The sequence below is a fragment of the Rhodococcus sp. PvP016 genome, assembly GCF_017832185.1.
Classification (GTDB): Bacteria; Actinomycetota; Actinomycetes; order Mycobacteriales; family Mycobacteriaceae; genus Rhodococcoides.
The window spans coordinates 2,485,610-2,506,904 of record NZ_JAFIBH010000001.1; the positions used below are offsets into that span (position 1 = coordinate 2,485,610).

General features: G+C 68.9%; 19 protein-coding genes. 12 read left to right on the forward strand and 7 right to left on the reverse strand.

Going from position 1 to position 21,295, the window contains the following annotated elements:
• Positions 1-10: 10 nt before the first annotated feature.
• Genes JOE30_RS11730 through JOE30_RS11750 form a run of 5 tightly spaced genes read right to left on the reverse strand, consistent with a single transcriptional unit; the run spans position 11 to position 10,127 of the window.
• Positions 11-3,820: a multifunctional oxoglutarate decarboxylase/oxoglutarate dehydrogenase thiamine pyrophosphate-binding subunit/dihydrolipoyllysine-residue succinyltransferase subunit gene (locus tag JOE30_RS11730; protein ID WP_204866850.1), complete on the reverse strand. Its 3,810-nt coding sequence runs from the start codon at positions 3,818-3,820 to the stop codon at positions 11-13.
• 36 nt (positions 3,821-3,856) lie between these two features.
• Positions 3,857-7,717: an ABC transporter ATP-binding protein gene (locus JOE30_RS11735; protein ID WP_204866851.1), complete on the reverse strand. Its 3,861-nt coding sequence runs from the start codon at positions 7,715-7,717 to the stop codon at positions 3,857-3,859.
• A complete protein-coding gene (locus tag JOE30_RS11740) occupies positions 7,714-8,493 on the reverse strand; it encodes a hypothetical protein (RefSeq protein WP_204866852.1) in 780 nt (259 codons plus the stop codon). Before JOE30_RS11740 ends, JOE30_RS11735 begins: the two co-directional genes overlap by 4 nt.
• Entirely contained in the window at positions 8,490-9,437 is a 948-nt protein-coding gene (locus JOE30_RS11745) for an ATP-binding cassette domain-containing protein (RefSeq protein ID WP_204866853.1), read from the reverse strand. Before JOE30_RS11745 ends, JOE30_RS11740 begins: the two co-directional genes overlap by 4 nt.
• Positions 9,438-9,440: 3 nt before the next feature.
• A complete protein-coding gene (locus JOE30_RS11750) occupies positions 9,441-10,127 on the reverse strand; it encodes a hypothetical protein (protein WP_204866854.1) in 687 nt (228 codons plus the stop codon).
• Between the two features lie 74 nt (positions 10,128-10,201).
• Here JOE30_RS11750 and JOE30_RS11755 point away from each other — a divergent pair, with 74 nt between their 5' ends.
• From JOE30_RS11755 to JOE30_RS11805, 11 genes are all read left to right on the forward strand, one after another.
• Positions 10,202-11,050: an AraC family transcriptional regulator gene (locus tag JOE30_RS11755; RefSeq protein ID WP_204866855.1), complete on the forward strand. Its 849-nt coding sequence runs from the start codon at positions 10,202-10,204 to the stop codon at positions 11,048-11,050.
• Positions 11,047-11,466, forward strand: a complete 420-nt coding sequence (locus JOE30_RS11760; RefSeq protein WP_204866856.1) for a VOC family protein — start codon at positions 11,047-11,049, stop codon at positions 11,464-11,466. Before JOE30_RS11755 ends, JOE30_RS11760 begins: the two co-directional genes overlap by 4 nt.
• 139 nt (positions 11,467-11,605) lie before the next feature.
• Complete coding sequence (gene infA, locus JOE30_RS11765; RefSeq protein WP_005140011.1) at positions 11,606-11,827, forward strand: translation initiation factor IF-1; 222 nt, start codon at positions 11,606-11,608, stop codon at positions 11,825-11,827.
• Positions 11,828-11,926: 99 nt separating this feature from the next.
• Positions 11,927-12,040, forward strand: a complete 114-nt coding sequence (rpmJ, locus tag JOE30_RS11770; RefSeq protein ID WP_009679193.1) for a 50S ribosomal protein L36 — start codon at positions 11,927-11,929, stop codon at positions 12,038-12,040.
• Positions 12,041-12,212: 172 nt separating this feature from the next.
• A complete protein-coding gene (rpsM, locus tag JOE30_RS11775; RefSeq protein ID WP_027503825.1) occupies positions 12,213-12,587 on the forward strand; it encodes a 30S ribosomal protein S13 in 375 nt (124 codons plus the stop codon).
• Entirely contained in the window at positions 12,587-13,000 is a 414-nt protein-coding gene (gene rpsK / locus JOE30_RS11780) for a 30S ribosomal protein S11 (protein ID WP_027503824.1), read from the forward strand. The genes rpsM and rpsK overlap by 1 nt, the downstream gene beginning before the upstream one ends.
• A 20-nt stretch (positions 13,001-13,020) precedes the next feature.
• Positions 13,021-13,626 carry a 30S ribosomal protein S4 gene (rpsD, locus tag JOE30_RS11785; protein WP_027503823.1) on the forward strand — a complete coding sequence of 202 codons (606 nt, stop codon included), beginning with the start codon at positions 13,021-13,023 and terminating at the stop codon, positions 13,624-13,626.
• A gap of 114 nt (positions 13,627-13,740) precedes the next feature.
• Positions 13,741-14,802: a DNA-directed RNA polymerase subunit alpha gene (locus JOE30_RS11790; protein ID WP_204866857.1), complete on the forward strand. Its 1,062-nt coding sequence runs from the start codon at positions 13,741-13,743 to the stop codon at positions 14,800-14,802.
• 39 nt (positions 14,803-14,841) lie between these two features.
• On the forward strand, positions 14,842-15,429 hold the full coding sequence (gene rplQ, locus JOE30_RS11795) for a 50S ribosomal protein L17 (protein ID WP_027503821.1): 588 nt from the start codon (positions 14,842-14,844) through the stop codon (positions 15,427-15,429).
• A gap of 92 nt (positions 15,430-15,521) precedes the next feature.
• Positions 15,522-16,361, forward strand: a complete 840-nt coding sequence (truA, locus tag JOE30_RS11800) for a tRNA pseudouridine(38-40) synthase TruA (protein ID WP_204870307.1) — start codon at positions 15,522-15,524, stop codon at positions 16,359-16,361.
• An 11-nt stretch (positions 16,362-16,372) separates the two neighbouring features.
• Positions 16,373-16,915, forward strand: a complete 543-nt coding sequence (locus JOE30_RS11805; protein WP_204866859.1) for an NADPH-dependent FMN reductase — start codon at positions 16,373-16,375, stop codon at positions 16,913-16,915.
• Here JOE30_RS11805 and JOE30_RS11810 read toward each other — a convergent pair.
• The gene (locus tag JOE30_RS11810) at positions 16,880-18,520 is read right to left on the reverse strand and encodes a type VII secretion protein EccE (RefSeq protein WP_204866861.1); all 1,641 of its coding nucleotides are present in this window, start codon (positions 18,518-18,520) and stop codon (positions 16,880-16,882) included. The two genes, JOE30_RS11805 and JOE30_RS11810, sit on opposite strands and share 36 nt — an antisense overlap.
• 119 nt (positions 18,521-18,639) lie before the next feature.
• Between JOE30_RS11810 and eccB the strand changes: the two genes are divergently transcribed.
• Positions 18,640-20,028: a type VII secretion protein EccB gene (gene eccB, locus JOE30_RS11815; protein WP_275581298.1), complete on the forward strand. Its 1,389-nt coding sequence runs from the start codon at positions 18,640-18,642 to the stop codon at positions 20,026-20,028.
• Here the strand turns inward: eccB and mycP are convergent.
• Entirely contained in the window at positions 20,013-21,281 is a 1,269-nt protein-coding gene (gene mycP / locus JOE30_RS11820; protein WP_204866865.1) for a type VII secretion-associated serine protease mycosin, read from the reverse strand. The two genes, eccB and mycP, sit on opposite strands and share 16 nt — an antisense overlap.
• Positions 21,282-21,295: the final 14 nt, after the last annotated feature.

The window sequence follows — 21,295 nt, forward strand, 5'->3', positions numbered from 1 at the left end:
AGGTGAATGTCTACCCGTTGAAGGCCGTGTCGATGATCTCGGCCTGCTCGACCGCGTGGACCTTGCTCGAACCCGACGACGGTGCGGACATCGGACGCCGCGAGACGCGCTTGATGCCGGACAGACGCTCGGGCAGCAGCTCCGGGAACGCGAGACCGAACGTCGGCCAGGCACCCTGGTTGGCCGGCTCCTCCTGGACCCACCGGTACTCGGTGGCGTTCGGGTAGCCGTCCAGCGCCTCCGCGATGCGGCGGCTCGGGATCGGGTAGAGCTGCTCGACCCGCACGATGGCGACGTCGTCCCGCTTGTTCTTCTGCTTGAAGGCGAGCAGCTCGTAGTACAGCTTGCCGCTGACCATGAGCACCCGCTCGACCTTCTTGCGGTCGCCGTCGCCCGAGTCGTACGTCGGCTCGTCGAACACGGAGTGGAACTTGCCGTCGGTGAAGTCCTCGATGTTGCTGACCGCAGCCTTGTTGCGCAGCATCGACTTCGGCGTGAACACGACCAGGGGCCGCTGGATGCCGTCACGTGCGTGACGACGCAGCAGGTGGAAGTAGTTCGCCGGTGTGGACGGCACCGCGACCGTCATCGATCCCTCGGCGCACAGCTGCAGGAACCGCTCGATGCGTCCCGAGGTGTGGTCGGGGCCCTGGCCCTCGTGGCCGTGCGGCAGAAGCAACACGACGTCGGACAGCTGGCCCCACTTGGCCTCACCGGACGAGATGAACTCGTCGATGATCGACTGCGCGCCGTTGACGAAGTCGCCGAACTGCGCTTCCCAGAGCACGAGAGCGTCCGGGTTGCCCACGGAGTAGCCGTACTCGAAGCCGACCGCCGCGTACTCGCTCAGCGCGGAGTCGTAGACCAGGAACTTGCCCGGATCGTCGCTGCCCAGGTTGTGCAGCGGCGTGTACTCCTCGCCGGTCTTGCGGTCGATGATGACCGAGTGGCGCTGCGTGAACGTGCCGCGGCGGGTGTCCTGGCCGGACATACGCACGAGCTTGCCCTCGTCGATGAGCGTGCCGAGTGCGAGCAGCTCGCCGAACGCCCAGTCGACCTTGCCCTCGTAGGCCATCTCGCGACGCTTGTCGAGGACGGGCTGCACGCGCGGGTGCACGGTGAAGCCGTCCGGAACGTTGACAAACGCGTCGCCGATGCGGTGCAGGACCGACTTGTCCACCGCGGTGGTGAGCTTGGCGGGCAGCTGCTGGTCGAGCTCGACCGACTCGCTGGGCTCCGGGGTGTACTTCTCGAGTTCGCGCACCTCGTTGAAGACGCGTTCGAGCTGCCCCTGGTAGTCGCGGAGTGCGTCCTCGGCCTCCTTGAGGCTGATGTCGCCACGACCGATGAGCGACTCGGTGTAGCTCTTGCGGACGCTGCGCTTGGTGTCGATCACGTCGTACATCGCCGGCTGCGTCATCGAGGGATCGTCACCCTCGTTGTGGCCGCGACGGCGGTAGCAGATCATGTCGATGACGACGTCCTTGTGAAACTTCTGACGGAAGTCGACCGCCAGTCGGGCCACCCAGGCGCACGCCTCCGGGTCGTCGCCGTTCACGTGGAAGATCGGCGCGCCGATCATCTTCGCGACGTCGGTGCAGTACTCGCTGGAGCGCGAGTGCTCCGGTGCCGTCGTGAACCCGACCTGGTTGTTGACGACGATGTGCACGGTGCCGCCGGTGCGGTACCCGCGCAGCAGTGCGAGGTTGAGCGTCTCCGCCACCACGCCCTGGCCTGCGAAGGCCGCGTCGCCGTGCAGCATGAGCGGCAGGACGGAGAAGCCGTCGGACGAGTCGCCCTTGTTCAGCATGTCCTGCTTGGCGCGGACCAGGCCCTCGAGGACCGGGTCGACCGCCTCGAGGTGCGAGGGGTTGGCCGTGAGCGACACCTTGATGTCGTTCTCGCCGAACATCTGGATGTAGTTGCCCTCGGCTCCGAGGTGGTACTTCACGTCACCCGAGCCGTGTGCGGCAGCGGGGTTCATGTTGCCCTCGAACTCGGTGAAGATCTTCGAGTACGGCTTGCCCACGATGTTGGCGAGCACGTTCAGGCGACCGCGGTGCGGCATGCCGATGACGACCTCGTCGAGGGCGTGCTCCGCGGACTGGTCGATGACCGAGTCCATCATCGGGATGACGGACTCCGCGCCCTCGAGCGAGAAGCGCTTCTGACCGACGTACTTCGTCTGCAGGAACGTCTCGAAGGCCTCGGCGGCGTTGAGCTTGCTGAGGATGTACTTCTGCTGTGCGACCGTCGGCTTGACGTGCTTGGCCTCGACCCGCTCCTGGAGCCAGGCGACCTGATCGGTCTCGAGGATGTGCGTGTACTCGATGGCGGCGTGACGGCAGTAGGAGTCTCGCAGCACGCTGAGCACGTCGCGCAGCTTCATCTTGTCCTCGCCGTGGAAGCCGCCGACCTGGAACTCGCGGTCGAGGTCCCACAGCGTCAGGTCGTGGCTGATCACGTCGAGGTCCGGGTGCATCCGGAACTTGTCCTTGGTGAACATCAACGGGTCCGTGTCGGCCATGAGGTGGCCACGGTTGCGGTACGCCGCGATGAGCTCGAGGACGCGCGTGTTCTTGTCGACGCCGCCCGTGGGCAGGTCGCGCCGCCACCGGATCGGCTCGTACGGGATGGCCAGACCGTGGAAGATCTGGTCGTAGAACTCGTCGCTGATCAGCAGGTTGTGGATCGTGCGCAGGAAGTCGCCCGACTCCGCACCCTGGATGAGGCGATGGTCGTACGTCGAGGTGAGCGTCATGAGCTTGCCGACGCCCATCTCGGCGATGCGCTCTTCGCTCGAGCCCTGGAACTCGGCCGGGTACTCCATGGCGCCGGCGCCGACGATGGTGCCCTGACCGTTCATCAGACGCGGAACCGAGTGCACGGTGCCGATGGTGCCCGGGTTGGTCAGCGAGATCGTGACGCCGCTGAAATCGGCGGCCGTGAGCTTGCCGTCGCGCGCACGACGAACGATGTCCTCGTAGGCGGTGTGGAACTGGTTGAACGTGAACTCCTCGCAGCCCTTGATCGCGGCGACGACGAGAGACCGCGAGCCGTCCTTGCCCGGCAGGTCGATCGCGAGGCCGAGGTTGGTGTGCGCGGGGGTGACGGCGTTCGGCTTGCCGTCGATCTCGGCGAAGTGCCGATTCATGTTGGGGAACGACTTGACCGCCTGCACGATGGCATAGCCCAGGAGATGGGTGAACGAGATCTTGCCGCCGCGGGTGCGCGCGAGGTGGTTGTTGATCACGAGGCGGTTGTCGATCATCAGCTTCGCGGGGATGGCGCGCACGCTGGTGGCCGTCGGGATCTGCAGCGAGGCGGCCATGTTCTTGGCGACCGCGGCCGAGGCGCCGCGGAGCACCTTGGTCGTGTCCTCCTTCGGCGTGTCCGACTCCGGCTGTGCAGGCGGCACGGCGGCGGACTTCTTCTCGGCCGGCCCGGCGGCGGCGGTCGACTTCGCGGGGGCAGCTGTGGTCACGGGCTTGGTCTCCGCCTTCGGTGCAGGCTTGTCGGACTTCGCTGCGGCAGGCTTGTCGGCCTCCGGCGCAGCAGCCTTCTCGGTCTTCGGCGCAGCGGACTTGTCCGCCTCCGGCGCAGCGGACTTGTCGCTCGCGCCCTTCGCCGAAGCGGGTGCGGCTGTGGTGGTCTCGGTGTCGGTGGCGGGATCGCCGCTACCGTTCTGCTCGGGCGTGTAGTCGGCGAGGAACTCGTGCCAGCTCTCGTCGACCGACGACGGATCGGTCTTGAAACGCTGGTACATTTCGTCGACCAACCACTGATTCTGTCCGAACTGTGTTGTAGAGCTGCTGCTCACGGCAGGTGTTCGCCTCGTTTCCTTCTTCGTTCTCGCTCAGCGCACGGCACGATCAAGGTTAGACCTTTCGGTCCGCGGCCGTGTGTCCGGATCACCCTTGTGATCGGCTTCACCGGTGTGTGGCGTGGTCGTGCCGTCGCCGGATGTGTGACCCGTGCTACTCGCAGCCGTCGTGCGTCCCTCCGTGGTTTCCCACAGTTCGGCGTAGAAACCGTCCGAGCGCACCAGATTCTCGTGAGTTCCGCTCTCCACGATGCGTCCGTCGTCGACCACCACGACCAGATCGGCCCGCGCGGCGGTCGCGAGGCGGTGCGCCACGATCACCGATGTCCGACGGGTGGTCACGGTGCGGCCGGCGTCCAGGACGGCTCGTTCCGTCGCCGGGTCCAGGGTCGCTGTCGCCTCGTCGAGCAACAGGATGTCCGGATCGACCAGCTCGGCGCGCGCCAGCGCCAGCAACTGCCGGGTTCCCGCCGCGAGGCCTCGGCCGCGTTCTCCGACGGGCGTGGCCATGCCGAGGGGGAGTGCGGCGATGGCGGGCAGTGCCCCCACGGCGCGGGCCGCGCTCTCGATGTCGGCGCGCGTCGCGTCCGGACGCCCGAAGGCGATGTTGGAGGCGATGGTGCCGCTGAAGAGGTGGGCCTCCTGCGGAACGACTCCCAGACGTCGGCGGTAGTCGCCGAGCGGGTAGGACCGTACCGGCACGCCGTCCACGACCACGTCCCCGGTGGTCGGGTCGTAGAACCGCGCCATCAGTTTCACGATGGTCGACTTGCCGGCGCCGGTGCGGCCCACCAGCGCCACCGTCGATCCCGAGGGAACGTGCAGATCGACCGACGTCAGCGCATCACGAGGGGCCCCGGCGTAGCGGAAGGTGACGTCCTTCAGCGCGATGTCGCCGCGCAGTCGCGGTGGGACCGCGACCGGTGTGGACGACCCGGCCTGCTCGATCGAGCTGCGGGTGCGCAACAGATCACCGATGCGGGTGAGACCCACGGACGCTTGCTGATAGCCGTCGAACACCTGGGACAACTGCTGGATGGGACCGAAGAGCAGGCCCAGGTACAGCACGAAAGCAACGAGAGCGCCGGCCGAGGTGCGACCGTCGGCCACGCGGTACGCACCGACGAGGACCACGGCGGCGAGGGCGAGGTCCGACAGGAACGCGATGAACGGGAAGAAGACCGAGATGGCCCGTTGCGACCGCATCCGGCTGCGGCGGTACGACTCGGAGCGGGCGAGGAAGGAGCGTGCCGCGGCCGGCTGATGCCGGTACGCCTGTGTGACCCGTAGCCCGGTGACGTTCTCCTGGAACTCCGCGTTGACGGCCGAGATGCGCTCGCGTGACGTCGAGTACGCGCGAGCGGAGATGCGACGGAACACCAGCGTCGCCACCACGTGGATCGGGACGACCGACAGGGCCACCGCGGCGAGGACGCCGTCGGTGAGAATCAACGCGGCCGACACGCCGACGATGGTCAGGAGGCTGACGACGGCCGTCGAGAGACCTGTCTGCATGAACGCCGACAAGGCGTCCACGTCGGTCGTCATACGCGTCATGATCCTGCCGGACAGTTCTCGCTCGTAGTAGTCGAGGCCGAGGCGCTGCAGGTGCGCGTAGCTGCGGACGCGGAGCCCGAACAGCACGCGCTCGCCGGCGCGCGCGGTCACCACCGTCATGGTGCGGACCACGAGCCAGTCGACGATCACCAGCGCCAGCGCGATGCCCGACACCGCCGCGAGGATTCCGGTGGACCTCTCGGCGACACCGTGATCGACGGCGAACCGCACGATCGACGGGAAGGCGATGGTGACGGCCGAGTCGAACGCCAGGCAGACCATGACCACCGCGAGCAGTCCGGCGACGGGAGCGAGGGTGCGCCGCAGGGTGAACGTCGACTCGTCCCGCCGAGCCGCTGCGACGTCGACACGCGGGTCCTCGTCGGCCGGAGCGAGGCGGGTCACGATCTCGGTCATCGCCTCGGTGGGCACGGCGCCGCCGAGTGACGACGCCATGTGACCGCCAGGGCCGGGAGGGCCGCCGGCAGCGGCGCCGTCCGCGCTCGCACGGGAGGCGGGCGACGACGCGAACTCGGTGGAGTCGCCGTCGTCCGGCCACAGGGGGCCGGCGGGCGCGTCGTCCTGCGCCGGTTCGGACTTCTCGCCGGCGCCGGACATCAAGGCGCGGAACAGGGGACACCGCTCGTCGAGTTCGGCCTCGGTGCCGATGTCGACGATGCGCCCCCGGTCCAGGACCGCGACACGATCGGCCAGCGCCAGCGTCGACCGGCGGTGTGCGAGCACCACCGTCGTCCGGCGTGGACCGGAACGCAGTCGGTCGAAGATCGCCGCCTCCGTGCGGGCATCGACGGCCGAGGTGGCGTCGTCGAGGACCAGGACACGCGGGGAGGACAGCAGGACCCGCGCGAGCGCGATGCGTTGGCGTTGGCCACCGGACAGCGAGAGACCGCGCTCACCCACCGTGGTGTCGTATCCGTCGGACAGGTTGCGGACGAAGTCGTCGGCCATGGCGCGCGTGGCCGCGTCGCGGACACGCGCCTCCGACGCGTCGGGGGCACCGAGGGCGATGTTGCGCGCGACGCTGGAGGAGAACAGGAACGGATCGTCGAACGCGACCGACACCGCCGCGCGGAGGTCGTCGGCGGACAGGTCGGCGATGTCGACGTCGCCGTCCTCGGAGGTGAGCACGATGCTGCCCGACGACGGTCGGTAGAACCGCGGCAGGAGCATGGACAGGGTCGACTTGCCGCTACCGGAAGGGCCCACCACCGCCACCGTCTCGCCCGGAGTGACGGTGAGGTCGAGTCCGTCCAGCACGGGGGCGTCGGGGTCGAAACCGAAGCGGACGTCGCGCAGACGCAGCCCCAGTGGTCCGTCCGGGATCGGCACCGGATTCTCGGGTTCCTCGTGCGCCGGCCGGGTGTCGATGACGCCGTACACCCGCTCGACCGCGGCACGGGACAGCTGGGCCATGACCACGACGGACGTGAGCGTCCGGGTCACGGCGGCCATCGTGGCGACATAACTCGCGAAGGCCAGGAACGTGCCGACGGTGATGGAACCGGACAGAGCCAGCCACCCGCCCAGGGCCACCACACCCACCAGACCGAGCTGCGGCAGCGCCGCCATGCCGGGGGCGAATCGGGAGTTCACGACGGCGGCGCGCAGGCGCTCGGCGTACAGCCGGCGACCGATGCGCTCGAGCGTGTCCACGGCACGCGATTCCTGGCCGAAGCCCTTGACGACGCGCACGCCGGTGACCGTCTCCTCCACGTGCCCGGCCAGCTCCGCGGCCTGCTGCTGGGCCGACCAGGTGGCCGCGTACAGGGTGGGGCGCATGCGGACCACCAGCACGCTGATGGCCGGCACGACGGCAAGCGCCACCAGGGTGAGCAACGGCGACAGATACGCCATCACCCCGAGAGCCAGCACGAACTGCAGCAGGGCGCCCGCCGACAACGGGACCATGGCGAGCAGACCCTGAACGAGCTGCAGATCGGTGATGGATCGCGACACCACCTGACCGACCTGTACCTCGTCCTGCCGCTCTCCGTCGAGGCGGTGCAGCGACGCGAGCAGGCGTTGGCGCAGTCCGTGTTGCACGTCGATGGACAGAGCGCCGGCGAGGAGGCGCCGCCCGAACTGGCACGCGAAGCGGACGACGGCCAGTCCGGCGATGGCCGCGGCGATGGTGGCGATGTCGTCGGTCCGACTGGCGGATGCGCCGTCGACGGCGGCGCGGGTGAGGAGGGGGAACATGATGTCGATGGCCGCGGCCACGAAGGTCACCGCGAGTGCGCCCACCGCGACGCGGCGATGCGCGAAGCAGTCCGACGCCAGCCTGCGGATCCACCCTCGCGAATCGGGAGTGCTCACGACACGTCTCGGCGAGTGGTGCGCAGCCACCCGGCTCCGGCGATGCCGATGGTCCACAGCAGCAGTCCGATGACGGCTGCGGAGAACGGGAGCAGCATGTCGCCGTTCGTCCCCCTGTCCGCCGCCAGGACGGCGACGGTGGTGGCTCCGGGGAGCAGGGCGGCGACCGCGTCCGCGCCGATCCCGCTGAGCACCGCGATCACGACGAGCTCACCGATCGGTAGCCACGCGACCACGACGATCGCCGCGATGGCGGGGGAGCCGGTGAGCAGCCCGAGGCCGCAGCCGAGGACGCACCACAGCGCGGAGACCACGATGCCGAGGAGACAGATCGCGATCAACAGTCCGTCGTCCACCACTGCGTTGCCCCCGAACAGTGCGAGCGACGCCACGCTGACGAGGACGGACACCACGGCGTACGCCGCACCGACGGCGGCCGAGACGAGAATCCTGGCGGCCACCACCTGACCGCGACGCGGCGCGGCGAGGAAGGTCGTGGACGCGGCGCCGTGGCGCAGGTCGGTGGCGGCGTGCACCGCGCCGAACACGGCGGCGAACAGCACCGACACGCCCACGGTGACGTACAACCCGATGAGAGCAGCGACGCGGTTCGCGTCGTCGACGCCGGTGAGCGCGTCCGACGACGCGATGGCGGCGTACACGGCGCTGGCGAATCCGCCGATCAGGACGGGCGGCAGACCCAGCGCCCACCACGACCGCAACGATCCGACCCGGCGGATCTCCGATCGGAGCAGACCGCCTGCCGTGGGGCTCATCGCCGAGCTCCGGTGAGGGCGGGATGCGGACCGACCGGGGTCGCGAGGGACAGATAGATCTGTTCGAGGTCCACGGCGGACACCACGGTTCCGTGGACGGTCACCCCGGACGCGTGCGCCGTCGACCGGATCACGGTCTCGCCGACGCCGGTGACGGCGAGTCGGCCGTCGGGACCCAGCACGGCGTCGGTGTGGCCGGACGCGGCCAACCCCAGAGCGAGGGCGGCGGGGTTGGAACTGTGCACCAGGATGCGGGTGGGACGGGTACCACGGAGCTCGCCGATGCTGCCGTGGAAGACGACCGAGCCGCGGTCGAGGATCACCACGTGATCGACGATCCCCTCGAGCTCGCGAACGACGTGGCCGGACACCAGAACGGAGCCGCCCGCACGAGCGAATCCGCGCAGGAAGTCGCGGAGCCACACGATGCCGCCGGGGTCGAGACCGTCGGTCGGCTCGTCCAGCACGAGGATGCGGGGTGTGCCGAGCAGCGCCGCCGCGAGCGCGAGGCGTTGCCGCATCCCGAGAGAGAACTCGCCGACGCGGCGACCGGCGACGTCGTGTAGACCGACGAGTGCGAGCACCTCCTCCACGCGAGAGTCGGCGACACCGAGGACGGGCGCGAGAGTGCGCAGGTGAGCTCGCGCCGTCCGGCGGGGGTGCGCGCCGCCGCCCAGCACAGCGCCGACGGTGCGGCCCGGCTCGACGAGTGCCGCGTACGGCACGCCCTCCACCAGCGCCGCACCCTCGTCGGGCTGCACGAGCCCGAGGAGCATTCTCAGTGTGGTCGACGTGCCGGAACCGACGGGTCCGAACAACCCGGTCACGGATCCGCGCGGTACGACGAATCCGATCCGCGAGGCGGCGACCGCGGTGCCGTACGTCTTGGTGAGGTCACGCGCCTCGAGCGCGTGTCCGGGGCTCGTCTCGGTGGTGACGTGCACGTGTCAGGCGTCCGGCTCGACGACGCCCGGTGCGTCCTGCCACCGCGCCGGCGGGGGCCCGAAGGCGTCGCGTGCATTGGTGATGACGCCCTTGCCCAACGCGCGGTTGCCGGCACCGCCGATGACGGCTCCGATGCCTGCGGGCAGCAGCGTGCCGAGCATGACCGCCCCACGCCTCGCGGCGTACTTGGCGACGAACTTGCGGACGAGCCGCTTGTTCAGACTGCCGAGGTTCGCGCCGGGGATCCCGGCGGTGAGCACGCGGCCCACGTTGCCGCGGCCCAGTGTCTTGCCGACGATCTCCCGGCCGGACTCGCCGAGAGCGACCGCCAGCACCAACGCACGTCGCTGTTCGTGGTCGTGCACGGCGATGCCGTGGACGGCGGCCACCGACAGGGTGAGCAGTGCGGAGGCCTCGACGAAGAAGGCCGTCTCGGTGCCGACGGCAGCGACCGATGCGACGGTGCCGATGCCGGGCACCGCGGCGGTGGCGCCGGCAGCCCCGCCGCTTCCCGTCACGGCGTTCAGGAACGTCTTCTCCAGGCGACCGATGATCTGCGCGGGCGACTCGGTGGGGTGCGCCCGGCGGATTCGCCAGACGTACTTCTCGACGGCGGGGCCCTGCAGTCGGCTCCCGTTGTCGAGGATCGACACCAACGCCTTCTCGACGCGTCCTGGATCCTCGGCCATCGATCGGTCCTCCTCGTCCGCAGCGTGTGCACGAATGCCGTGCGGCCTCGCTCGTACCGTTCTACCGTGTGCCCATGACAGCCGTGTCGGACGGCGCGACCGCGGTACCGTCGCGGCCCCTCCGCGGCCTCGTGCGTCGCTACGAGGGGTACCGCCTCTCCGGATTCGCGCCGGGCTCGCACGTCGGCATGCCGTCCGTCGACCTGACGATCATTCTGCCGATCGGGCCACCGCTCACGATCTCCCGCACCGCGATGGCGGACCAGCGGCCGGGGGAGTTCGGTGCCCTCGCATCGGGTCTGGGGACCGAACCCGTCGTGATCGAGCACGACGGCGAGCAGCACGGTGTCCAGATCACGCTGACGCCTGCGGGGTGCCGCGCGCTGCTCCACGTCCCGCCCGCCGAGTTGCGCCAGTACATCGTGCCGTTGCAGGACCTGCTCGGGCGCGATGCCTCTCGGCTTCTCGACGGCGTGCACGCAGCGACCGAGTGGCGTGCGGTGTTCGCGCTGCTGGACCGCACGCTGTGCGCGCGACTGGGCCGGGCCCCGCAGCCGGATGCCCGGCTGGAGCGGGCGTGGGCACGGACCACCGGACCCACCGCGATGTCGGTCGAGCAGGTCGCCGCGGAGGTCGGGTGGAGCCGGCGACGACTCGAGACCGGGTTCGCCTCCGAGTACGCGGTCACACCGCGGGACGCGGTCCGGTTGGGGCGGTTCGCCCGGGCCCATGCGATGTTGCGGGTGGCCGATCCGCCCCGGCTCGCCGAGGTGGCGTCGGTCTGCGGCTACTTCGACCAGGCGCACATGGCGCGGGACTGGCGCGCGCTGGCGGGGTCGGCTCCCTCCGTGTGGCGTGCGAACGAGGTGTTCGCATCCGTACAAGACGAGCGCACCTCCGCGGCGACAGGATCGACGGCATGACCGAGACACAGCACACCGAGACCACCCCGACCGTCGTCTGGCCCGCACTCCGCTACGACGACGCGCGTGCCGCGATCGCCTTCCTCGTCGACGTCCTCGGCTTCACCGAGGCCGCCGTGTACGGCGAGGGGGAGCGCATCGACCACGCCGAGCTCGTCCGCCCGGGCGGCGGAGCCGTCATGCTCGGCTCCGTGCGACCGGACAGCACCATCGCGGGCCTGCCGCCCGGAGTCGGCGCCGTCTACGTTGCCGTGGGACAGGACGAACTGACGCGACTGCACGATCGCGCGCGCGAGGCCGGCGCCCGTATCGTGGAACCCCTGCGCGACGAGGACTACGGCGGCCAGGGTTTCACCTGCCTCGATCCCGAGGGAGTGCACTGGTCCTTCGGCACCTATCGGGGCCATTCGGGCTGAGGGTGCTCCGCGCCTGTGGACGGCTGGTTTGGCCTGCTCGCTCCGACCCGGTAACATGGAACGTCGGTGCGTTCACGCGTGCCTGCACGAAGTGTGGTTACGAGTCAATCAGGTGTGACAAGCCAGGATCGCGGAGGACATGGCAAAGAAGGACGGCGCAATCGAGGTCGAGGGCCGAGTAGTCGAACCCCTGCCCAATGCGATGTTTCGCATCGAGCTGGAGAACGGTCACAAGGTGCTCGCCCACATCAGCGGCAAGATGCGGCAGCACTACATCCGCATCCTCCCCGAGGATCGCGTCGTGGTCGAGCTGTCTCCCTACGACCTCACACGCGGGCGAATCGTCTACCGCTACAAGTAGTCAAGAGTCCCCGGTTCCTCGTGAGCCGGGGATCAACCATGTCCGAGGTTCGACGCGTTCGCGCGTGACTCTCGGACGCGACCAGGAGATCGAACAGACGTGAAGGTCAAGCCGAGCGTCAAGCCGATCTGCGAGAAGTGCAAAGTGATCCGCCGTAACGGCCGGGTCATGGTGATCTGCGACAACCTGCGCCACAAGCAGCGTCAGGGCTGATCAACCCCCTCTCGAAGATCTACTTGGCTCCACATGCCAGAAGAAGACCTCCCAGCACCAGCTGCCCACACGCGGGTAGTACACCCCCGGCCGCGGAGGCCGGGGCCCCGAGCACCACATGTATGGGGACGGACTGGGAGCAGACCTCCGCACGAATGAAGGAAAACGCCACATGGCACGTCTAGCCGGTGTGGATCTTCCGCGCGAGAAGCGCATGGAGATCGCACTCACCTACATCTACGGCATCGGCCGTACCCGTTCGCAGGAGATTCTCTCCGCCACGGGCGTCAGCCCCGACCTCCGGAGCAAGGACCTCACCGACGAGGACCTGACCAAGCTCCGCGAGTACATCGAGGAGTCGCTCAAGGTCGAGGGCGACCTGCGCCGCGAGGTGCAGGCCGACATCCGTCGCAAGATCGAGATCGGCTGCTACCAGGGCCTTCGCCACCGTCGTGGTCTGCCCGTCCGTGGACAGCGCACGAAGACCAATGCGCGCACCCGCAAGGGACCGAAGCGCACCATTGCCGGCAAGAAGAAGGCGAAGTAATGCCCCCGAAGTCACGCACCTCCGGTCCGAAGAAGACCCAGAAGACGCGCCGCAGGGACAAGAAGAACGTCCCGCACGGCAGCGCTCACATCAAGAGCACGTTCAACAACACGATCGTGTCGATCACCGACCCGTCGGGCAACGTCATCTCGTGGGCGTCCTCGGGCCACGTGGGCTTCAAGGGCTCGCGCAAGTCGACTCCGTTCGCCGCTCAGCTCGCTGCCGAGAGTGCCGCGCGCAAGGCGCAGGAGCACGGCGTCAAGAAGGTCGACGTCTTCGTGAAGGGTCCCGGCTCCGGCCGCGAGACCGCGATCCGTTCGCTCCAGGCGGCAGGCCTCGAGGTCGGCACCATCTCCGATGTCACCCCCCAGCCGCACAACGGCTGCCGTCCGCCCAAGCGCCGTCGCGTCTAGCGGGAAGGAAGTAACAGAACATGGCTCGTTATACCGGACCCATCACCCGCAAGTCGCGTCGACTGCGCGTCGACCTCGTCGGAGGCGACCAGGCCTTCGAGCGTCGCCCGTACCCGCCCGGCCAGCACGGCCGCGCGCGTATCAAGGAGAGCGAGTACCTGCTCCAGCTGCAGGAGAAGCAGAAGGCACGCTTCACCTACGGCGTCATGGAGAAGCAGTTCTCGCTGTACTACAAGGAAGCGAACCGCCTCAAGGGCAAGACGGGTGAGAACCTGCTCCGCATCCTCGAGACGCGTCTCGACAACGTCGTCTACCGTGCGGGCCTCGCTCGCACGCGTCGTCAGGCACGCCAGCTGGTCACGCACGGCCACTTCTTGGTCAACAACAAGAAGGTCGACATCCCCAGCTACCGCGTCTCGCAGTACGACATCATCGACGTCCGCGAGAAGTCGCTGAGCACGCTGCCGTTCCAGATCGCCCGTGAGACCTATGGCGATCGTCCCGTTGCCGGTTGGCTGCAGGTCGTTCCGAACCGTCTCCGCATCCTGGTCCACCAGGAGCCGGAGCGTTCGCAGATCGACATCCCGCTGACCGAGCAGCTCATCGTCGAGTACTACTCGAAGTAAGGCGCTTCGCGCCTCGTGCGCCTCTTGCGTATCTCCGGATACGCAAAAGGCGCACGGGGCCGTAGGCCACATCCCGAGCGTCAAATAGCGGACGCTCTTCCCAGGAGGACATCAATGCTCATTTCTCAGCGACCCACGCTGACCGAAGAGGTCATCGCTGACAACCGCTCGAAGTTCGTCATCGAGCCCCTCGAGCCTGGCTTCGGGTACACCCTCGGCAACTCGCTTCGCCGCACGCTTCTCTCGTCGATTCCCGGCTCTGCTGTCACCAGCATCCGTATCGACGGCGTTCTGCACGAATTCACCACGGTCCCCGGTGTGAAGGAGGATGTCACCGACATCATCCTGAATCTCAAGGGTCTCGTCGTGTCCTCGGAAGAGGACGAGCCGGTCACCATGTACGTCCGCAAGCAGGGCCCCGGCACTGTCACCGCAGGCGACATCGTTCCTCCGGCCGGCGTCACCGTGAACAACCCGGATCTGCACATCGCGACCCTGAACGACAAGGGCAAGCTCGAGATCGAGCTCGTCGTCGAGCGTGGCCGCGGATACGTTCCGGCTGTTCAGAACAAGGCGTCGGGCGCCGAGATCGGCCGTATCCCGGTCGACTCGATCTACTCGCCCGTGCTGAAGGTGACCTACAAGGTGGAGGCCACCCGCGTCGAGCAGCGCACCGACTTCGATCGGCTCGTTCTCGACGTGGAGACCAAGAACTCCATCACCGCGCGGGACGCGCTCGCCTCGGCGGGCAAGACCCTGGTCGAGCTGTTCGGGCTTGCCCGTGAGCTCAACGTCGAAGCAGAAGGCATCGAGATCGGACCCTCGCCCGCCGAGGCCGATCACATCGCATCCTTCGGTCTGCCGATCGAGGACTTGGACCTCACCGTCCGGTCCTACAACTGCCTCAAGCGCGAGGGTGTTCACACCGTCGGCGAGCTGGTCGGCCGTACCGAGTCGGATCTGCTGGACATCCGTAACTTCGGACAGAAGTCCATCGACGAGGTCAAGGTCAAGCTGCACTCGCTCGGCCTCTCGCTCAAGGACAGCCCCGCGACGTTCGATCCGAGCACTGTCGCCGGATACGACGCCGCCACCGGTACCTGGAGCGACACCGACACCGCCGTGAGCGATGCCGACGGCGCCGAGCAGGACTACGCCGAGACCGAACAGCTCTGACGCACTCGCGTCCCGAGCTCTTGATCAGGAGAGATTGACATGCCCAAGCCCACCAAGGGTCGCCGTCTCGGCGGATCGGCGTCGCACCAGAAGGCGATTCTCGCCAACCTGGCCACGGCGCTGTTCGAGCACGGACGGATCACCACCACGGAGTCGAAGGCCAAGCGCCTCCGCCCCTACGCCGAGAAGATCATCACGCACGCGAAGGCCGGCTCGCTGGCTCACCGTCGTGAGGTCATGAAGGACATCCGCAACAAGGACGTCGTTCACACTCTGTTCGCAGAGATCGGCCCGCACTTCGCCGAGCGCGCAGGCGGCTACACCCGCATCATCAAGACTGTCCCCCGCAAGGGCGACAACGCTCCTCAGGCCATCATCGAGCTCGTTCGCGAGCAGACGGTGTCCAACGAGGCGGACCGTGCTCGTCGTGTCCAGGCATCGCAGGCCGCGCCTGCCGCCACGAACGACGAGACCGCCGCTGACGAGGCTGCATCCGATCAGAACGTCGTCGAGGCCGTCGAGGCCGAGGCAACCGACGCTCAGGTCGAGAATGCAGACGCCGTCATCGAGGGTGTCGAGGCAGAGGACGCTCACGCGGCCAACGCCGATGAGGCAGACAAGAAGTAAAAGTGTCCTCGGACTCTCTGGGCGAGCCCGTCACCCCTTCCGGGGGTGGCGGGCTCGCCCGTTTGTCACATGGCTCCTCCGACGTCGTTCGACTGTGTCTCGACATCGCCTACGACGGAACGAACTTCGCCGGCTGGGCTCGACAACGCGACCAACGGACCGTGTGCGGTGTGCTCGAAGAGCGACTGTCCGCCATCTTCGGCACCCCACTCGAGCTCACCGTGGCCGGGCGGACGGATGCCGGCGTGCACGCCGAGGGGCAGGTCGCGCACGTCGACGTGCCGCGAACCGCGTTGGCCCGCATCGACCCTCGCGATCCCGACCGCGCACCCGACCCGTCGTTGCTGGTGCGGCGACTCGCGCGTTTCCTGCCGCCGGACGTCCGCGTCCTGCGCGTGACGTTCGTGTCCGACGATTTCGACGCCCGGTTCTCCGCACTGCGGCGCCACTACGCGTATCGACTGTCCACCGCGCCCTACGGAACTCCGCCCCTGCGAGCGGGTTTCGTGGTGCCATGGACCCGCACACTCGACGTGGCGGCGATGCAGGACGCGTCGTCGACCCTCGTCGGCCTCCACGATTTCGTCGCCTTCTGCAAACGCCGTGAGGGCGCGACCACTGTGCGAGAGCTGCAGCGCTTCGACTGGGTGCGGGACGGAGACGATCTCACCGCGCACGTGAGCGCGGACGCGTTCTGCTGGTCGATGGTGCGTTCCCTTGTCGGGGCGATGCTGGCTGTGGGTGAAGGACGCCGCGACCTCACCTGGGTACGCGGCCTGCTGGGGGCCGGTGCGCGGTCGAGTTCGATCACCGTGGCCCCGGCTCACGGTCTGTCGCTGGTGCGCGTCGATTATCCAGCCGATGCGGAGCTGGCCGATCGGAGTCGCACGACCCGGGCCACGCGCTCGTTGCCCGGTGCCTGCTGCGGCTAGCCTCTTCAGGCATGGCTCCTCTTCTCGGCGTGATCATCGGTTCGGTCCGGACGGGGCGTGTCGGCCCCACGGTGGCGCGGTGGTTCGTGCGCCGTGCCTCGGCGGACGGGCGGTTCGAAGCCCGAGTACTCGACCTCGCGGATGTCGTTCTGCCGATGGATCTCTCGGGTGGCCCCGGTGTCGACGAGCTGACCCGCTGGGTGGACGGCTGCGACGCCTTCGTGCTCGTCACTCCCGAGTACAACCACGGCTACCCGGCATCGCTGAAGCTGGCATTGGACTCGGTGAAGCTCGAATGGCGTGGCAAGCCGGTGGGTTTCGTCTCCTACGGCGGCACGGCCGGGGGAGTGCGCGCCGTGGAGCAGCTGCGCCAGGTGGTGGCGGAGCTGCACATGGCCTCCGTGCGCGACGCCGTGCTGTTTCCCCGAGTGAAGAAGGCGTTCGACGCGCACGGCGAGACGTCCGACGGTGCCGCGATCGATGGCGCACAGCGAATGATCGATCAATTGCTGTGGTGGTCAGAGGGCGCCGGGCAGCCCTACCCGCACGGCTGAGACCGGTCGCGAGAGACCTCGCGGTCGACCGATGGCCTCGGTCTCGGCCGCGGTGGTGACGAGCCGCAGAGTGATGCTCCGCGACGCCATCGTGAGAATCACCTCGTCGGTGACGTCCGAGGACTGGTCGATCACGATGTCGGTCGCGCCGGTCGACGAGGCCGGGTTCACCCGCAACACCGTTCCTGCTACCGGAGTCGGTCTGTCTCCGGCATGATCGGCGACCACGAGATCCACCGCGGTGTCGGACTCGACGTCCGACACGGGAGTCACCACCGAGAGGGTGCCCGAATCCGCGACCGCGACGGCGAGATGGCGCCATGCATGGGGTCGGTCGGTCATCACCAGGACCACCGCGCCGACGGCCACGGAGCGGAAGACGATCTGGTGGACCACGTACAGCTCGCCGTGGACGTCGACGGTGTGGACGTCCCTGCCGAACAGTCGCGCGGTGACCGTGGTTCCGTCGGAGTCGACACCGACGACCTGACCGTATCCCGCGACCGGCAACGCGAGAGTGCCCCACTGCGCAGCCTCGACGGGGTGCGTGGGCGTCGCCGGCCGGGCGGACGACACGAGAATGTCCTCGAGACCGTGTCGATGCAGGCCGTCGAGCGTTCTGGATCCCGCGACCCGGATCGATCGGCGCTGCGGCACGTCGGCCGACAGGTAGCCGTACGTCGCCGTCGCAGCGGTGGTGGTGGTCGAGAGGGTCGCCCGGACGGCGAGACTCGTGACGTCCGCGTCGTGATCGCCGATCGAGTCGACCGCCGCCGCGTTCCAGGCGGACGGTGGGAGCGACCGGGTGCGCCAGGTCGATCCGCCGAGCCGGGCGAAGCGCCACTGCGGACGCACGTGACGGAGGGGGGCCCCGCTCGTCACCAGGAGATCCGCTGCACGAATCTGATCGGCGGTGAGAAGGTTGCCCACGAGACGATGGGTGCGCATGACGTGCTGCAGTCGGGCCATGGTCGTGGCCAGCATCTGCACCGACCCCGCAGCAGCTCCGCCCCGGCGTGCTGCGGCCGGCGCACCCTCGTGGACGTCGGTCGAGAGGGAGAGGAAGGTTCGCCGTCGCGCCACCGACGCCAGTGGTCCGGCCATGGACAGGTATGCGTCCGCGGCGCGACGACCCCGAACCGGGCGCGTGCCGATGGAGGAGACACCCAGGTGGGTGGGCGCGTCCGTGCACTGCGACAGTCGGTCGACGAGGTCGCGGAGCGGCACCACCGCATCGGGTGTCGCGCCGCGTGAGCCGACCGTCGACCATCCGCTCGCAGCCGGTTCGACGACGAGTTCCGCGACGATCGTCAGGTCGGATCCGTTCCACACCACTCCGATCGGACCGCCGGGACGGTCGAACGACAGCACCGTGCGCGCGGGTACCGGGCGACGCGCGAGAAGCCGCAGCCACGTCGAGACGTGACCTACGACAGGACGCCCGTCCCGGGGGAGGCTGAGTCCGATCATGACGACCACCGCGGCCGTGATCGCCCATCGCGCAGGCACTCCCGACGTCGTCAGGGCGACGGCCACGCCGAGCGCCACCGCTTGCGACACCACGACGTCGCGTGCGGCCGTCATCCCCGGGCGACTCTCGGACATCGTGGCTCCTTCTCTGTGGTCGATGTACTGTGCCCTCACGCGGGACTCCTCCATCGGGTCCTGCGTGTCCGGCGGGGGGCCGGGCCGCGTCGCAGCGGCACCGAGGGCAGGGGATCTCGATGGCAGGAACACCGACAACGCGATGGCAGATCGGCGCGCATCGGTTCTCGATGAGACGGCTCGATCACGCACTGGTCCTGGGCGACACGTCGATGCGGCACGAACCTCTGCGATCGACGGCGCGGGCCTCCGCGGTCGGCGTCGTCGTGGCGGTCCTGATCCTCGCCGGTTGTGCGGCTCTCGCCTTCGTCCGACCGGCCGCACGTATCGGTGATGCCGTGATCGTGCTGGACGACGAGAGCGGCGCTCTGTACGTCGTCGAGGACGACACGCTTCACCCCGCGTCCGATCTGGCGTCCGCCCGGTTGTTCGTCGGACGGCCGGACGAGCCCACCGCGGTCGGTCCGGACGAGATCGCTCGACGTGCTCGAGGCGCCGCGATCGGCATCGGCGGTGCCCCGCAGGCACTTCCCGTCACGACGGGTGCGATGGTCTGGTCCGTGTGCGAGGAGTCGGGCAGTGGCACGACCGATGTGACCGTCGAACCGGTGGGGACGCAGTCCGTGGCACCGCGTCGCGTGCTCGACCCCGACGACGCGCTGGTGTGGCGACGGGACGGCGTCGACTACCTGGTGCACGGACAGGTGCGCGCACGGGTGGACTTGCAGAACACCGCGGTGACCCGAGCCCTCGGCCTGGAGGACGCGGTGCCCACTCCGGTGTCCGCGGGGCTCTTCGACGCGGTGCCCGAAGCGCCGGAGATCGTGACTCCCGGGGTGATCGGGTCGGGCGCTGCTGCCCCGTACCCGATCGGGGGTCGGCCCGTCGGATCCGTGGTGACGGTCGATCTGGGGGACCGCAGTGAGCACTACGTCGTTCTGCAGGACGGCGTGCAGGCGATCGGAGCGGCCACGGCGCAGCTCCTGCGCTTCTCCGATTCGGCAGGCCGGGTGGGTGTCGACGCCGTCCCGCCCGACGTGATCGCTCGGGCTCCGAGAACCGCTGCTCCATTGGCGGTCGACACGTTCCCGGAGCGACCACCGACCATCGTGACGGGCGGCGACGCCACCTGCGTGGAGTGGGTCGGTCCGGACGAGTCGACGGGTCGCGGTGCGGAGACGAGGATGACGATCGGCGCGACGGCCGACGCGCGCGCCGTGTCGCTGGCCGGGGCGGACGGTGCAGGGGATGCGTTGGACACCTTCTTCGTGGCACCGGGGTCCGGCCTGTACGTCGCCACCACCGGGCAGGCGGCCGACGACCCACGCCGCGATTCCGCCTTCTACGTCGCCGACGCGGGGACCCGCTTCGGCGTCCCGTTCACGCAGGACGCGCAGGCGCTCGGGCTCGGCGATCCGGCACCGGCGCCGTGGCCCGTCGTGGGACTGCTGCCGCCCGGTCCGGCGCTGACCGTCGATGCGGCTCGAGTGGGTCACGACGGGTCCTGACGCCGGACCACCGCGCGTACCGCCAGTGCGCCGCAGACGAGCAGCAGGATCCCGACGGAGGACGCCAGGGCGAGTAGTGCGTCGCGACGGTCGGTGACCGGCGGTGTGGTGCGAGGGGACAGTCGTACGGACGCGTCGTCACCCCGTGCGACCGCGCTGCCCGTCACCGCCGCGACCGGATCCAGACTGCCGTGGCCGACAGCCGAGTCCCAGTCACCTGCCGGTGAGTGCGCCGTCGTCACGATGCGGTCGATGACGTCCGCCGCGGACAGCTCCGGATGACGCGCTCGCACCAGGGCTGCCGTCGCGGAGACGAACGGGGTGGCGAAACTCGTTCCCGTGAACGCTGTTCGGCGTCCCTCGTCGTCGAGGGTGCCGTCGGCCAGGCCGGCACCCGTGATACCCAGGGAAGTGACCTCGGTACCCGGAGCCGCGACGTCGACCCACGGCCCGTTCAAGCTGAACGACGACGGCCGCCCGTCCGGGTCCAGCGATCCCACGGTGAGGACGTACTCGTCGAACCACGCCGGCGACGCGAGAGTCACCGGCAGCGCCGTGTCTCGTCGATCAATGCCGCGGGTGAGGTCGTTCTGTGTCCGGCACCGACGGCCGTCCAGATTCCCTGCAGCAGTGACGATCACGGCGTCCTTGTCCACCGCCGCGTACTGCACCGCAGCTCCCAGCGCGCCGTCGCCCATCGACGATCCAGCGCTCGCGCAGGCGACCTCCGAGATGTTGACGACGTCCGCGCCCGCGTCGACAGCGGTGCGAATCGCCGCGGCCATCGACTCGACGTCGCCGTACCCCGCGGAGGTGGAACCGTTCTCGTCGGCCTCCCGCTCGGAGGACGTCGCGGCGAAGGCTGCACTGGACTGACGAATCGAGAGGATCGTGGCGTCCGGCGCTCCGCCGGCGAAGCCGGAACCCGGGGCAGGCCGAGCAGCGATGAGCCCCGCGACGACGGTGCCGTGAGCATCGCAGTCCTCGAGCCCGTCGCCCGTCGAGACGTAGTCGCCGCCCGCGCGCAGAGTCGGAAGGAGGGGATGTGGTGCGACGCCGGTGTCGATGACGGCGACGATCTGACCGGCGCCTCGGGTCAGGCTCCACACGTCCGAGAACCGGAGCGTCCTCTGAGCCGCGGGTACCACCGCCGTCACGGGCACCTCGGAGACGGCCGCGCACCGCGTGCGCTGCTCGGTCGGTTCGGACGGGGCCGCGGCAGCCGGCTCGGGGAGCAGTCCGGGGTCGATCATCGGTGTGTCCGCAG